At 34.0% G+C, this 13,503-nt stretch carries 14 protein-coding genes and 2 pseudogenes; 5 read left to right on the top strand and 11 right to left on the bottom strand.

Annotated features, from left to right (window positions below):
• The first annotated feature begins 240 nt into the window (after positions 1-240).
• The 4 genes from ACEWFH_RS04860 (at position 241) to ACEWFH_RS04845 (ending at position 2,286) form a co-directional block, all read left to right on the top strand.
• Complete coding sequence (locus tag ACEWFH_RS04860) at positions 241-1,047, top strand: cell wall-binding repeat-containing protein (RefSeq protein WP_473727215.1); 807 nt, start codon at positions 241-243, stop codon at positions 1,045-1,047.
• Positions 1,038-1,244, top strand: a complete 207-nt coding sequence (locus ACEWFH_RS04855; protein ID WP_473726345.1) for a hypothetical protein — start codon at positions 1,038-1,040, stop codon at positions 1,242-1,244. The genes ACEWFH_RS04860 and ACEWFH_RS04855 overlap by 10 nt, the downstream gene beginning before the upstream one ends.
• A gap of 14 nt (positions 1,245-1,258) precedes the next feature.
• A complete protein-coding gene (locus ACEWFH_RS04850) occupies positions 1,259-1,699 on the top strand; it encodes an N-acetylmuramoyl-L-alanine amidase family protein (RefSeq protein WP_473726344.1) in 441 nt (146 codons plus the stop codon).
• Positions 1,700-1,827: 128 nt separating this feature from the next.
• Complete coding sequence (locus ACEWFH_RS04845) at positions 1,828-2,286, top strand: hypothetical protein (protein WP_473726343.1); 459 nt, start codon at positions 1,828-1,830, stop codon at positions 2,284-2,286.
• A gap of 36 nt (positions 2,287-2,322) precedes the next feature.
• Here the strand turns inward: ACEWFH_RS04845 and ACEWFH_RS04840 are convergent.
• The 11 genes and pseudogenes from ACEWFH_RS04840 to galU all read right to left on the bottom strand — a co-directional run bounded on the left by ACEWFH_RS04840 (position 2,323) and on the right by galU (position 12,097).
• A pseudogene (locus ACEWFH_RS04840) lies at positions 2,323-3,647 on the bottom strand (UDP-glucose dehydrogenase family protein).
• Complete coding sequence (locus ACEWFH_RS04835) at positions 3,644-4,105, bottom strand: serine O-acetyltransferase (RefSeq protein ID WP_473726342.1); 462 nt, start codon at positions 4,103-4,105, stop codon at positions 3,644-3,646. The pseudogene ACEWFH_RS04840 and the gene ACEWFH_RS04835 overlap by 4 nt, the downstream one beginning before the upstream one ends.
• A gap of 158 nt (positions 4,106-4,263) precedes the next feature.
• Entirely contained in the window at positions 4,264-5,487 is a 1,224-nt protein-coding gene (locus ACEWFH_RS04830; RefSeq protein WP_473726341.1) for a polysaccharide pyruvyl transferase family protein, read from the bottom strand.
• A 4-nt stretch (positions 5,488-5,491) separates the two neighbouring features.
• Positions 5,492-7,022, bottom strand: a pseudogene (murJ, locus tag ACEWFH_RS04825) (murein biosynthesis integral membrane protein MurJ).
• 150 nt (positions 7,023-7,172) lie between these two features.
• Positions 7,173-7,520 carry a glycosyltransferase gene (locus ACEWFH_RS04820; RefSeq protein ID WP_473726340.1) on the bottom strand — a complete coding sequence of 116 codons (348 nt, stop codon included), beginning with the start codon at positions 7,518-7,520 and terminating at the stop codon, positions 7,173-7,175.
• Positions 7,517-7,693 (bottom strand): hypothetical protein, encoded by a 177-nt coding sequence (locus ACEWFH_RS04815; protein ID WP_473726339.1) that lies wholly within the window; start codon positions 7,691-7,693, stop codon positions 7,517-7,519. Before ACEWFH_RS04815 ends, ACEWFH_RS04820 begins: the two co-directional genes overlap by 4 nt.
• Positions 7,651-7,941 (bottom strand): hypothetical protein, encoded by a 291-nt coding sequence (locus tag ACEWFH_RS04810; RefSeq protein ID WP_473726338.1) that lies wholly within the window; start codon positions 7,939-7,941, stop codon positions 7,651-7,653. Before ACEWFH_RS04810 ends, ACEWFH_RS04815 begins: the two co-directional genes overlap by 43 nt.
• Before the next feature lie 147 nt (positions 7,942-8,088).
• A complete protein-coding gene (locus ACEWFH_RS04805; RefSeq protein WP_473726337.1) occupies positions 8,089-9,075 on the bottom strand; it encodes a glycosyltransferase family 4 protein in 987 nt (328 codons plus the stop codon).
• Between the two features lie 134 nt (positions 9,076-9,209).
• On the bottom strand, positions 9,210-10,418 hold the full coding sequence (locus ACEWFH_RS04800) for a hypothetical protein (protein ID WP_473726336.1): 1,209 nt from the start codon (positions 10,416-10,418) through the stop codon (positions 9,210-9,212).
• 128 nt (positions 10,419-10,546) lie between these two features.
• Positions 10,547-11,221 (bottom strand): sugar transferase, encoded by a 675-nt coding sequence (locus ACEWFH_RS04795; RefSeq protein ID WP_473726335.1) that lies wholly within the window; start codon positions 11,219-11,221, stop codon positions 10,547-10,549.
• A gap of 12 nt (positions 11,222-11,233) precedes the next feature.
• Positions 11,234-12,097, bottom strand: coding sequence for a UTP--glucose-1-phosphate uridylyltransferase GalU (gene galU / locus ACEWFH_RS04790; RefSeq protein WP_473727214.1), 864 nt, complete (start codon positions 12,095-12,097; stop codon positions 11,234-11,236).
• Positions 12,098-12,475: 378 nt separating this feature from the next.
• On the opposite strand from galU, the gene ACEWFH_RS04785 reads away from it, so the two are divergent.
• Positions 12,476-13,423, top strand: coding sequence for an LCP family glycopolymer transferase (locus ACEWFH_RS04785; RefSeq protein WP_473726334.1), 948 nt, complete (start codon positions 12,476-12,478; stop codon positions 13,421-13,423).
• Positions 13,424-13,503 lie beyond the last annotated feature (80 nt).

The following is a 13,503-nucleotide window of genomic DNA, read 5'->3' as shown; positions in this document are numbered from 1 at the left end:
AGCATACCCCATAAAAATCCACGTGATTTATTAACAGCTTACATAAATTTAGTGATATTTTATAACATTTAAATCGAATTTTGTAAAAATATAGAACAATTACTATAAATATGTAGAATATCAGTCCGATATTATTATCGTACAAAAAATTCAAAGTAGGTGATTATTGAAGCATTTATTATCTATTTGATTGCCAGAACATGCCTAAAAAATAAACAGGAGTGTAATCATGATTAAAAAATTTTATTTACTCTATTATTAAGCGGAGTCTTCTTTTTATTAAATGTCAATTTCTCAGAAGCTTCTGCTCCGCGTATAAGTGGTAAAGACCGATTTGAAGTTGCAGTAAATGTTTCTAAAGCTGGATGGTTCTCATCTCATTCTGTTATCATAACCAACCACCTTGCATACGCAGATGCACTCTCAGCATCACCGTTAGCTTATAAAAAGAATGCTCCCATATTATTAACTCAAAATAACTCTCTTAACCTTTCCACGAAAAGTGAAATATTACGACTAAAGTCAAAAGAGATTATTATAATCGGTGGTACAGGGAGTGTTTCACTGCAAGTTGAAAATGAGTTAAAAGCTCTGGGGTTACAAGTAACAAGAATAGGTGGAAGCAATCGTTTTGAAGTAGCTTATAACATTTCAAAGCTATTATCAAATAAAGGAAAAGCAGTAATAGCATATGGAATGAATTTTCCGGATGCACTTGCTGCAGCACCTTATGCAGCAAGAAATGAGTACCCTATATTACTTGCAAATAAGAATGAACTACCTTCACAAACTCAAACTGCACTAAAAGAAAAAAATATAACTAGCAGCTACGTTATAGGTGGAGAAGGAAGCATAAGCGATGATGTGTATAATAAGTTGCCTTCACCTACAAGAATAGGCGGGGCAAATCGATTTGAAGTCGCAGAAAATATTGTTAGAAGTTTAAATCTATCCACTAATTCAACCTACATAGCATCTGGTTTGGATTTTGCAGATGCACTAACAGGCTCAGTTCTAGCCGCAAAAAGAATGCTCCATTGTTACTGACCACGCCAACCAAACTGCCAAATGAAACAAAAAGTATCATTCAAGATACAAACATTAACTCTATATCCATTCTAGGCGGTCCCGCTTCTGTCAATCAAAACAGCACAGCACTGCTAGGAAAAACGATTGTACTAGACCCTGGTCATGGGGATCAAGATGCAGGTGCTAGCGGCAATGGTCTTCAAGAAAAAATGTAGTTCTTGACGTAGGTTTGCGTACTCGTACTAAAATGATAGATGCAGGTGCAAAAATCATTATGACGCGCAGTGATGATACGTTCTTGTCATTAACGAAACGAACTACCATAGCAAATAATTCTGGAGCGGATTCCTTTATAAGCATACATTCAAATGCCGCTGAAAATCCCGAAGCTCATGGATCAGAAGTCTATTATAATAATACATTCGCAGGACCAGAGAGTAAAAGATTAGCAGAAGAAATTCAAAAAGAACTTGTTAAGCGAATTGGCACGTATGATCGCGGAGAAAAAACTGCTAATTTTCAAGTAATAAAATATACGAGAATTCCAAGTATTTTAGTAGAACTTGGATTTATCACTAATAAGGATGATGCAGCTAAATTAGGATCTTCGACATATCGCCAAAAAGCGGCAGACGGTATTTTTTACGGTACAGTCAATTTCTATAAATAAGTAAAAAAGGATTTCGAGTTTTTCTCGAAATCCTTTTTAAATATATGACTAAATCAAATCAATTATATTGAATTGACATTTATTAGATTTGTATCTAAATTATAGTTATAAAGAACAAGGGTGGTTATATGGGTAGTTTTATAAAGTTTCTTGCAGAGATTGTTAATAATGTACATGATGTGATAGAAGATTTGTTTATGAATCTAGGTATAAACCTTACAGATAAAGATCTTCATTTTTGGATAATCGGAGTAATTGGTATTACTTTTTTCTTGTTTACGCATCTTTTCTTCAAATGGCTATCAAGATTTAGTATTACGGTTATCTCATTTTTATACACATTTACAGTCATGTTAGTCATTGTTTTCGCTATTGAAATTCAGCAGAAAATTACCGGAAGAGGCAGAATGGAATTTAGTGATGCTATAATCGGACTATATGGATTTCTTGCATTTTTCGCTGTTTTCTTGGTACTAAAAGCTATTGTTTACCTGTTAATTAAATTGGTGAATCGTCCAAAAAAGACCGAGAGAATCGTTCCACTCGATCTGAATACTAAAAAAAGCATTCGGGGATTACTTTCCTGAATGCTTTTTTATATGCTGTTTTCGCAAACAGAGCTTTTATATAAGCTCTTTTTGTTTTTGAAAATTTGGGCGTCCAATACAATGATAGACAAAATTTGTGCTTTCAATCTGTGCTTCGTTAAAGCTGTTTCTTCCATCAATTAATACGGAAACTTCATAACGTTTTCAACTTCATTCAAATTAATTTCCGTAAACTCTTTCCATTCCGTCAGCAAACAAACAGCATGACATTCCTTAGCGGAATCTAAGGCATCCTCACAATAAGAAACTTGATCACTGTACATGTCCATTTCTTTTTGGAAATTATTCTGTGCAACAGGATCAAACGCTTTTACATGCGCACCTGCTTTAATTAGATCGCCAATAATCTCAATTGCTGGCGCATCACGAATATCATCGGTGTTAGGTTTAAATGCCAGTCCCCAAATACCGATTGTTTTACCTTTAAGGTTCCCTAATGATTGTTCTAATTTCTCAATAACATTTAGTCGCTGATTCTTATTTACTTCAACAACTGCTTTCAATAATTTAAAATCATACTCAGCATTACCTGCGATTTGAATTAAAGCATCTGTATCCTTAGGGAAACATGAACCACCATAGCCGATTCCTGCGTTTAGGAATGCTTTTCCGATACGCTTATCATATCCCATGCCTTCAGCTACTTTTACAACATCAGCTCCAACTTTATCACAAATATTTGCAATTTCGTTTATGAATGAAATTTTCGTAGCTAAGAATGCATTTGAGGCATATTTTATCATTTCGGCACTTCTAATATCAGTATGAATGATATTCTTTGTCAAAGGCTCATGTATTTCTGCAATTATGTTTGCGGCCTTTTTATTTTCAGCTCCGATAATAATTCGGTCAGGATTGAATGTATCTTGAACCGCTGAACCTTCTCTTAAAAACTCTGGAACCGATACAACATCAAACTCTATGTCTGTTGCATTCGATATAATCTCAGCAATTCTTTCATTTGTCCCAACTGGTACCGTACTTTTAGTCATAATAACTTTATGGCCATTAATTGACCCGGCAATATCTCGTGCAACTTGTTCAATAAAGGCCAGGTTCGCTTCTCCACTTGGAAGAGGCGGTGTGCCGACTGCAATGATAATAACTTCTGCTTCCTCAATACCTGCAGAAATATCTGTGCTAAAAGATAGTCGATTTAAGCTTACATTTTTATCAATCAATTCTTTTAATCCTGGCTCGTAAATAGGAACTTCGCCATTTTTAAGCATGTTAATTTTATCTTGAGCTTTGTCTAAACAAATCACTTCATTACCCAAATCTGAAAAACACACTCCCGAAACCAATCCAACGTAACCTGTGCCAATTACCGTGATCTTCATGAATAGCTCCTTCCTACTTCTTTATTAACATTTTGATATGGATTACCAGCTATATCCCAGCCTTTATTACTGATAATTTTGGCAGGAACTCCAGCTACTACTGAATTGTCTGGAACATCCTTTGTAACAACTGCATTCGCACCAATCATTACGTTATTACCAATTTTTATCTTACCAATAATCTTAGCCCCGGGAGCAATATATACATAGTTTCCTATTTCAGGAACACCTTTATTTTCATTTCTTCCTGCAATACCAATCGTAACTCCTTGCCCAATGTTACAATGCTCCCCAATTTTCGCTCTTTGATGGACAACAATAAGGCCATAATGCGGTAAATATAAACCCTGACCAATTTTGGTACCTAAAGGTATTTGAATTCCCATGATTATTGATAGTATTTTGTGGCTTATCCAAAAAACGTATAGCATAATTGTTTTATTATAGGTATTTTGCAATCATTTTTAAAAAAGCTCCCAATTCGAAACAAAACTAAATACCAGAACGTTTCACTTATAATAATCATTTTGAACTTTTTAAAACTGTATCACAGCTACCAACCTTAAAATATCGCTCAAGATCTTTAAACAAAGACATTAATCTACCCCATTTTTAATTACTTATTTAAAGAAGAAATATAAATGGCTGGCTGTTCAGCTTGTTTTTTTACAGCAGGAATCTTTTCAGATAAATGGTTTATCACAGTATCCTTCGTTTCCCAGCACAATTTTATTTTATTTATAAATAGATCTGGTGTAATCTCATTAATATCAATAACCAAGTCATTTAAATCTAACAATTCCATTATACCTTTCGTTTTATGTTCATAATTAATGGCAACTGTTGGAATATTATTCGATAGGCTAAAAATGTTAGAATGCATACGCGTACCAACAAACATGTCCATTTTAGAATAGAGATATTTTAGCTCTCTTGGCTTAAAATCATAATCAAGCAGTTTTGCATGCTTAATAGAATCATGGTTTAAAATCTCACGGCTGATAATACGATCATCATTAAAAGGATTCGGCCCTAATACTTGAGGCATTAATAGTACTTTTCCGTTGTATTCCTTCTCTATATATTCAATACCAATACGAATACTGTCTATATATTTTTGACGGTGTAATTCTTTATTTTCGACTTCCGGAAAATTCCAATCGCGCACTGTAAACCCAAACAATGGACCATCGTGAGTCTCTTTGACCTGGCTGATGATTTCATCTGCAAGAGTACCTTGTTCCATCTCCATACAAAAAGCCGAATCAGGTACTAGACTAACTGATTTATTAGATAATTGAATCTTATCAAGCCAATTGTATGTTATTTTTTCACGAATAAAGATTTTATCTACTTTCTCAAGAACTGCTCTGACTGTTTTTTGCATGAATGTATTATAAAAAGGTCCGATCGACTGGGAGTAGATTACTACTGGTTTATTAAAATCAATAGCTACTTTTAATTGTACGAGATGCTGAAGAAGCGCTGTACTAAACCCGTGGGAGAGAAGAAATCCTCCTCCACAGCTTACAACCACATCTGCCCATTCATAGTCTTTTGTTATTTTACTGCTTTTGCTTGGTGTTTTTAATACTTTTAACAGCTTGATCGCCGATAACAATTTAGAAACTTTAGATGTTTTTGGGTCTATTGAAATGTTATAGATACATGAATCAACAGGAACATCATAAGCATACTGATCGACATCAGGAAAACGAGTAAGGACTTTAATATTGCAATCCGGATTATGCTTTCGTAAGGAATCAATGATTGAAAGCATGATTCCCGCATCTCCCTTATTTCTTGATGAGTGTGCATTTACAATTAGAATGTTTAACATATCGTCATTCCTTTACAGACTTTCTTTTTATAGAGTGCATCAGGTTGCTCATCATTTCTACCTTAAGTAGATATAATAAAACAATCAGACTAATCAATTGAATAATAAAATAAACCAGCAGATAAGGAATCTGTGTAACCAACGCTTGACCTGAGCTGTAGCCTGCTTGTTCTTTTACAAACCAGATCAATAGGCCTGAAATAAGAATAGATGCAAGAATTTTTAACGAAGTTTTTAAATGATCAGTTGTCCATATTCCACTCGTCACCTTACGAACAGAATAAGAAATAAGAACTGCATTTATAATTAATCCAATTGTGGAAGATAAACCTAATCCTGCAATTCCCATAGATTTTACTAAAATAAAACTTAAGATCATTGTTAAAACCAATGAAAGGATCATAATTTTAGTTGGCGTTTTCGTATCACCTGCCGCAAAAAGTTTCTTGAAAGTATCTCACGATATCCCATGAAAACTAATCCAATTGAATAGTATAAGAAAATACTGCTCGTAACTTCAGTTGCTTGTTGATTAAAAGCTCCTCGTTCAAATAAGAGTCTTATGATCTCCATATGAAAAACAATAAAATATACTGATAAAGTACCTATGATAAGCAAAATACTTATCAAACTATTTTGCGTAAGTTTTACGAGCTCTGTTGTTTTATCTTTAATACGAGAGAGTTTTGGAAATGTGACTGTAATAACTGCAGTAATAAATATACCTGCTACTAATGTCCTTAAACGATACGAATACATCAATGCTGCTATGCTTCCCTCAGATTGAGTAGATGCTAATGCACGGTCAACAATTGCGTTTAATTGACTGAATGCTGTACTTAACAAAATGGGCAAAAGTAAAATTGAAAAATCTTTTACTCTTTTATCCCATATATCCTGTGAAGTTTGAAATGTGTATTCATACTTCCTAATAGTAATTACTAAAATGATTAGTTGCATAACAAATGCTAACAATGTCACGTAGGCAAGACCATTAATTCCAAATCGATTCACAAAAAAGTTAAATAGATTAGAATAACTAAATTGTTTGGCAAGATACTAATTGCTGGAATGAAAAAGCTGTCAAAACTATTTAACATAACAGTATAAATTTGAATAGCCAATACAATAAAAGTGAGGGGAAATAAAATTTTTAGCAATAATACAGATAACCTTTCAGTTTCAAAAGGTAATCCTGGTGCTATAAGTGCAACAGCGCCTTCTCCCAAAGCAAATACCATACCATATAAAACAATTGTACCTAATAACAGAATTAATAAAATTTTATTTGCAAATTCATATGCATCTTCTTTTTTCTTTAAATATTTAATAAATAATGGCAAGAAAACGCTGCTTAAAGATAAAGAAAATGTGATTGCTAATGTTGAAGGTGTTAAGGCTAAATAATAAGCATCAGATTCGTATGAAGTTCCAAAATGATACGCAACAAAAGTTTCACGCAGGAACCCCAATAATTTACTGATTGTTGTTACTACAAATACTATTGCTCCGGCTTTAAATAAATTAACGGCCATATTACCTCTTTAGTTGATCCTGTAGTCTGCCAAGATAGTCATCAATATCACTTATCAGTTTTGAATTATCAAAATGATACGTTGAGAACGACTCTTCCTCAATACCAGTAATGATTTTCTCTAAGTCTTCTATGGTATGACAAACTGAAATCAATTTCTTTTTTCAAAGACTTCGGCAATTTCTAATTGGTGATTATCTACATGCTCCTCAAACTCCATCAACCTTGGAACAACAATCACTTTTTTATCCATTGCCAAAGACTTAATAATAGAACTTGTTCCTGCATGTGACAGGACAAATCGGCTCTCTGCAATCCATTGATCCATTTTTTCAGCACTAACTAAACCAACTGTTTCAAAATGAACCGGTTTATAGTTAGTAAATCCAGCTTGAGCAATAATCTGGTCCTTGATTACTCCCTCTTCAACAAGACGATCAAGCTCTTTAAACAATCTATCGAATTGAAATTTCTGAGTACCTACAGTAACGAATATCAATAGATCGCCCCCTTATAGGTTGCTTTCGGATAGATATCTGTCATTTCTTCCCATTGAACATAAAAACGATCAGCGAACTTATATATAATCCTTCCTGTAATGGTTGGGCTCGTAATTTTTGCAAAGCTTTCTAAAAATACAACTTTTTTCCTAATAATGCACCTAGTACACATAAAGGAAGAACAGCACCTGCACCCGTTGATATGATCACATCCGGTCTTTGTTTAAGGAGGATCCCAACAGATTTAAATAGATTGATCGTAAAGTTCTTAATAAAAGAAGCATTCTTTCGTTCTTGTTGCTTTAAAAACATAGTAGGATGATTCTTTTGTAATGAAAGGCTCGTCTCGTTTTTTTCTGTAACAATAAAATAGTCATACTTACTTGAAACGAGCGGCAGCAGCTGCTTTAGCTGCGCCAAATGCCCTCCGGATGAACTAATCAAACACACTTTAAGTTTTCTGTCTTTAACCAATTTGTTCACCTAATTCTTTTTTCGTTGTTAGTTCTTCATAAAGAAGATCCAAATCTTTTAATAATACGGTTAAATCAAACTCTTTTTTAACTTTTATCTGATTTTTTCACCCATATCCTTTAACAAGAATGGATTTTCAGATAAGCGTACAAATTTCTCTGCCAACCCTTTAACATCACCTGGTTTTACCAGATAACCATTTACACCTTCTTTTATTACTTCAGGAATTCCTCCAACAGGTGTACTGATGACAGCCATTCCGTAATCCATCGCTTCTAAAATGGCCATCGGAAGTCCCTCATTATAAGAAGGAAGAACTAGCACATCTGATTTTTGTAATAAATCTATTTTTTGAGAACCGTTTATCCATCCTAAGATCTCAACATAATTTTCGAGTCTTTCTTCTTTTACTATTGTTTTCACTTCGTCAATTTCGCCATCACCCGCAAGCAAGAACTTAAACGGAACGTCATTTGCTTTTAATGATTTAATGGCATCTAGTAAATCATACGTACCTTTTCTTTTTCCCAATCTTCCTAAGAACAAGGCAATTAAAGGCTCATTCTGCCGTTCAGCCGTATATTGAACCGTGTGAACACCATTGTATAAAACGATTATTTGTTCCGGATTTACAAGATCTGAAAAATATCTTTTCCATTCCTCAGATAAAACAATTAGTCGATCAATTTTGTTAAGGATGAAGCGGCAATATTTCTTTCTTGCACTTGAGAGAGAAGAATAGAAATCTTTAAAACTTGATCCATGTACATGTATGACAGTAGGGATTCCGAAAAGAACTTTACCTAGCAGTACAAATAAGGATTTCCTATAGAAACTGCCCTTGTAGGACATGTGAATGTGAATAACATCTGGCTGAAAAGTGATAAGCCCGATCAGGAAGTTGATAAGTCCCTTTAGAAAATAAAACAATCGTTTAAATGTGCTGCCTGTAATGTAAGTTTCGATATGTCTTATATCATATTTATCAGCTATGAAAGAATCGTTGATATTCTTCATAACCGTAACGATTCCGCCTTTATCTTCCAACGAAGAGCCGATTACCATTACTTTCTTTTTCATGTTGCTCACCTCTTTTTCATCATGTTTAAGAGTTAATGCAAATGCACTTCCAAGGATTGCAAATATCAAGACATACTGAGGTGAACTGTTAAAAACTTGTTCTCCAGTTGATTCAATTAAGCTTTGAAAGAGCACTAGCAGGGAAAAAACAAATATCCCTTTTTAAAAGAATTGTTGCTTATTTGATAGGCTTTAAATATTTTAAATCCGATCCACACAAAAAGACTAAGCCATAACAAAGCTCCAATAAATCCTAATTCTCCCATAATATAAGGCCAATACGTATCAGTAGCCCATTTAGGATCTTTTGGATAGATTCCGTAAATCCTATCTAAGTGATACTCGTGGTATAACGGGCTATAATTCTCTCGTGCTACCCAACCGCCGTACCTTCCAAAACCTGCACCAAAGGGGAAGAAATCAAGTGCAATGATAAATCCAAATATATATAAAGCTTTCCTTGCTGACTCCGAATAAGGGGTTTCAATATATCTTTGGATCGTTAATAGCGTTAAATGATAAACTTCTTCGCCAACGAGTATAACTGTAATTAGTAAAATGATTGATGATACAATCAGCACTTTTTTGTTACGGTAACTACCTTTCAAGACTTTTAGTGCAACCAACAGTCCATTAAAGAAAATGCTTAAAAGAACCTTAAATCTTAGTGATAAAAATGCTGCTACCATAAAAAGAATGGCAGATAGTCCTTTACGTCTTGAAGGAGAAACGGTATAAAAAGCAAGAAAATAAAAAGATATTATGGCCATAAACCAGCCATATTGACCTGGATGGATAAACAAGGACTGAATGCTGATTAAACCAGAGCGATAATCAAATTTACTATCTGTATGAATGAGCGCCCGGAAATCTTTATGCAAAAAGAAATCGATGAAAGCAAAGAGGATAATAATAATCCCTATACCTACTAGACCCTTCAGATATTTCTGTATATCCTGAACCGAGAAAGGAATATGCTGAAAGATAGCAAAGATAATAAAGCCTTTAAACATCAAGAAGCCGCCCTCAGCCATAATCGTGAATGGGACTTTATGAATGATGCTTGAGACTAAACCAATCAAAAAAATCACTAATAAAATATAATAGAAACGATCAATTTGGAAGTTCCGCTCTTTCCATCGATGATAGAGGATTACTGAAATCCCAAATATAACAAACAACTCATCGAGATTATTCATGCCTTTTGCAAGCAATTCAAAAAAACGAACATTTCTCACAATAGTATCCTGGAATAATAATAGAACGAAAAAAGTTGGCAGCAGCTTTTTGAACTGCTCCCACTCTCGAAAACCTTTAATAAGATAAATATATAAAAATAACATCACTGCTACTAATGTAAGAGAAGTACCCAGAAAAAATGTCCCCATGATAATCAGGGACAATAAAAATAGTGGGTAAAGTATTTTTTTATTTATGAATAAACTCACCATATGCCCATTCCTCTCAACTATTAAAAAGCATCTTTGGAGCCTAATAAAACAAAAAATGTCTTAAACAATATTTTTAGGTCCATTCCTAGTGAGCGGTGCTTGATGTAATTAAGGTCTAATTCCACCATTTCATCAAAACCAAGATTACTTCTTCCGCTAACCTGCCATAGTCCAGTACAACCTGGTGTAACAAGCAATCGCTGAAGTTCATAAGAATTATATTGATCAACTTCTCTAGTCAATGGAGGACGCGGCCCTACCAGGCTCATATCTCCACGCAGAACATTCAATAATTGCGGCAGTTCATCAATGCTTGTTTTTCGAATAAATTTACCGAATTTCGTTACACGAGGATCATCTTTCATCTTAAACATAGCCCCTGATACTTCATTCTGATCTAACAGATGGTCAAGGAGTTCTTCTGCATTACTTACCATTGACCTGAATTTATACATATAAAACTCTTTGCCATTTTTACCGACCCTAAGCTGCTTAAAGATAATTCTAGCTTTTGGATCTTCCCATTTAATAACAGCAGCAACTATGATAAATAAAGGGCTTGCTAATACAATAGCAATTATACACACAAGAATATCTATCAATCTCTTAGAAGCAATATATATACCATTACTTTCAACCTGCGTTTCTTGTAAAGCAACCTTGCTCTTTGAAACTTGTAATGAAGAAGGAATCAATTTTATACCTCCTTAAACGGTAGCTTTTTCTTTTAGGATTAAGATTTCCATTTGTTTTAATAAATCTTCTTTTAATGAATGATCTTGCAAAGCAAATTCCAGAGTAGTTGTAATAAAACCTAACTTTTCACCAACATCATAGCGCTGTCCTTCAAATTCATAAGCATATACATTCTCAATTTCGTTGACTAGTTGTAATGCATCTGTTAACTGCACTTCCCCACCAGCCCCAATATATTGCTTTTCAAGATGTGTAAAGATTTCAGGAGTTAAAATGTATCTGCCCATAATTGCTAAGTTAGAAGGCGCATCTTCTTTAGCTGGTTTTTCTACTAGATTTTCTACACTGAATAATCTTCCCTCATTACTCCCAGGATGAATAATACCATATCTGGACACTTCATTCTCCGATACTCTTTGTACACCGATTACCGATGATTCCGTTTCCTCATACTGATCCATTAATTGTTTTAAGCATGGTTTCTCAGATTGTACGATGTCATCTCCCAAAAGGACCGCAAAAGGTTCATTGCCAATAAATTTTCTAGCGCACCAAACTGCATGTCCAAGCCCTTTTGGTTCTTTTTGACGAATATAATGAATGTCGATCATTTTGGATGATTGCTGAACTTTTTCTAACAACTCAAACTTCCCTTTTTCGAATAGGTTCTGTTCAAGTTCAAAAGCGTAATCAAAATGATCTTCAATCGCTCTCTTCCCTTTACCTGTGACAATTAATATATCTTCAATACCAGAAGCAATGGCTTCCTCCACTATGTATTGTATCGTCGGTTTATCAACTATTGGAAGCATTTCCTTAGGCATTGCCTTTGTTGCAGGCAAAAAACGAGTCCCTAGTCCTGCAGCAGGAATTATTGCTTTTTTACTTTCAAAATCTAACCCCTCATCTTTCCTGTGTTAATATATATTAGAATAGCAAAATTGTAACAGAAATGACCAATGTATGTAATAATAACACATATTTTTACAAAAAACATACATATTTTTTGTCATTTTTTAAGCTTTTTTCGGTAAATACACCGAAATTTGCTAAGGTTTTTTTTTCCAAATGTAATATCAGTTTATCATAAGATAATTGCAACTTGTAGTTTGAACAGTGTTAAAATAAAAAAATGATATAAATAGTAGATTTGCAATTTATTAATCTGCTAACACTAATAAACATTTGATGCAAGATTAGTAAAAAGCTATAATGAAATGACGAAAAAAATCGAATTGGAAAGAGGACATATAATGAGCACTTCCAGAGTTAGGAAAAGAAAGAAAAAGCGTCATAAAATTCTTCTTATATTAATGTCTTTTGTTTTTATACTCGTTCTTGGTTCGCTTGCATACGGATATAACCTTTATAGTCAGGTCAAAAATACTGCCGGAGAAATGCATGAAAAGAATGGATGGAGCGGTAAAGGCGATCAAAAGGAAAAAATCGCTAGTGAAAAACCAATATCTATTCTCTTAATGGGTGTCGATGAAAGAGAGAACGATAAAGGACGATCTGACAGTTTGGTTGTTGTAACACTTAATCCAAAAAAACAATCCATGTATATGTTTAATATCCCACGTGATACGCGTACATTAATGGTTGGTAAAGGAACAGAAGATAAAATTAATCATTCCTACGCATTCGGCGGTTCAAAGATGACTGTTGAAACCGTTGAAAACTTCTTAGATATTCCGATGGACTACTATATTAAAGTGAATATGGAAGCACTGAGTGAAATTGTAGATGCTGTTGGAGGAATTACGGTTAATAACAAAAATGATTGGTACGATGATCGTTACTATAAAAAGGGATATCACTACAAAAAGGGTGAGATCACACTTAACGGACCACAATCACTTGGCTATGTACGTATGAGATATCAGGATAACCGTGGTGATTTCGGCCGTCAAGAAAGACAAAGACAGGTTATTAACGCTATTATCAACAAAGGTGCAAGTGCATCTTCACTAACTAAATTCGATGATGTCTTAGATGTACTAGGCAAACACGTGAAAACAAACATGACGTTCAGTGAAATGAAAGACATTCAAAAGAATTACAGTGGTGCAAGAAAAAATTCTAATTCCTTTGAAGTTAAAGGATCTGGGCAGAAAATTAATGGAATCTATTATTATGTAGTCCCACAAGAAGAAAAACAAAGAATTACATCTACATTAAAAACACATTTAGAGCTATAAAAGGAAGCTGACCATTGGTCAGCTTTTCTTCTTTTTCCAGAAAAATATTATGTTGGCATATAAATACAAAATAGTTTTCT

It is taken from the genome of Fictibacillus sp. EA-CB0309 (assembly GCF_055814265.1).
The sequence above is the reverse complement of the archived record's forward strand: the minus strand, read 5'-3'. Positions and strand labels throughout refer to the sequence as shown.

Coding starts and splice junctions, on each gene's coding strand:
- ACEWFH_RS04830 (WP_473726341.1), bottom strand. CDS start 5,487: ATGTTAAACATTCTAATTGTAAATGCACACTCATCAAGAAATAAGGGA.
- ACEWFH_RS04800 (WP_473726336.1), bottom strand. CDS start 10,418: ATGTTATTTTTATATATTTATCTTATTAAAGGTTTTCGAGAGTGGGAG.
- ACEWFH_RS04805 (WP_473726337.1), bottom strand. CDS start 9,075: ATGAAAAAGAAAGTAATGGTAATCGGCTCTTCGTTGGAAGATAAAGGC.
- ACEWFH_RS04785 (WP_473726334.1), top strand. CDS start 12,476: ATGAGCACTTCCAGAGTTAGGAAAAGAAAGAAAAAGCGTCATAAAATT.
- ACEWFH_RS04845 (WP_473726343.1), top strand. CDS start 1,828: ATGGGTAGTTTTATAAAGTTTCTTGCAGAGATTGTTAATAATGTACAT.
- ACEWFH_RS04815 (WP_473726339.1), bottom strand. CDS start 7,693: ATGTGTACTAGGTGCATTATTAGGAAAAAAGTTGTATTTTTAGAAAGC.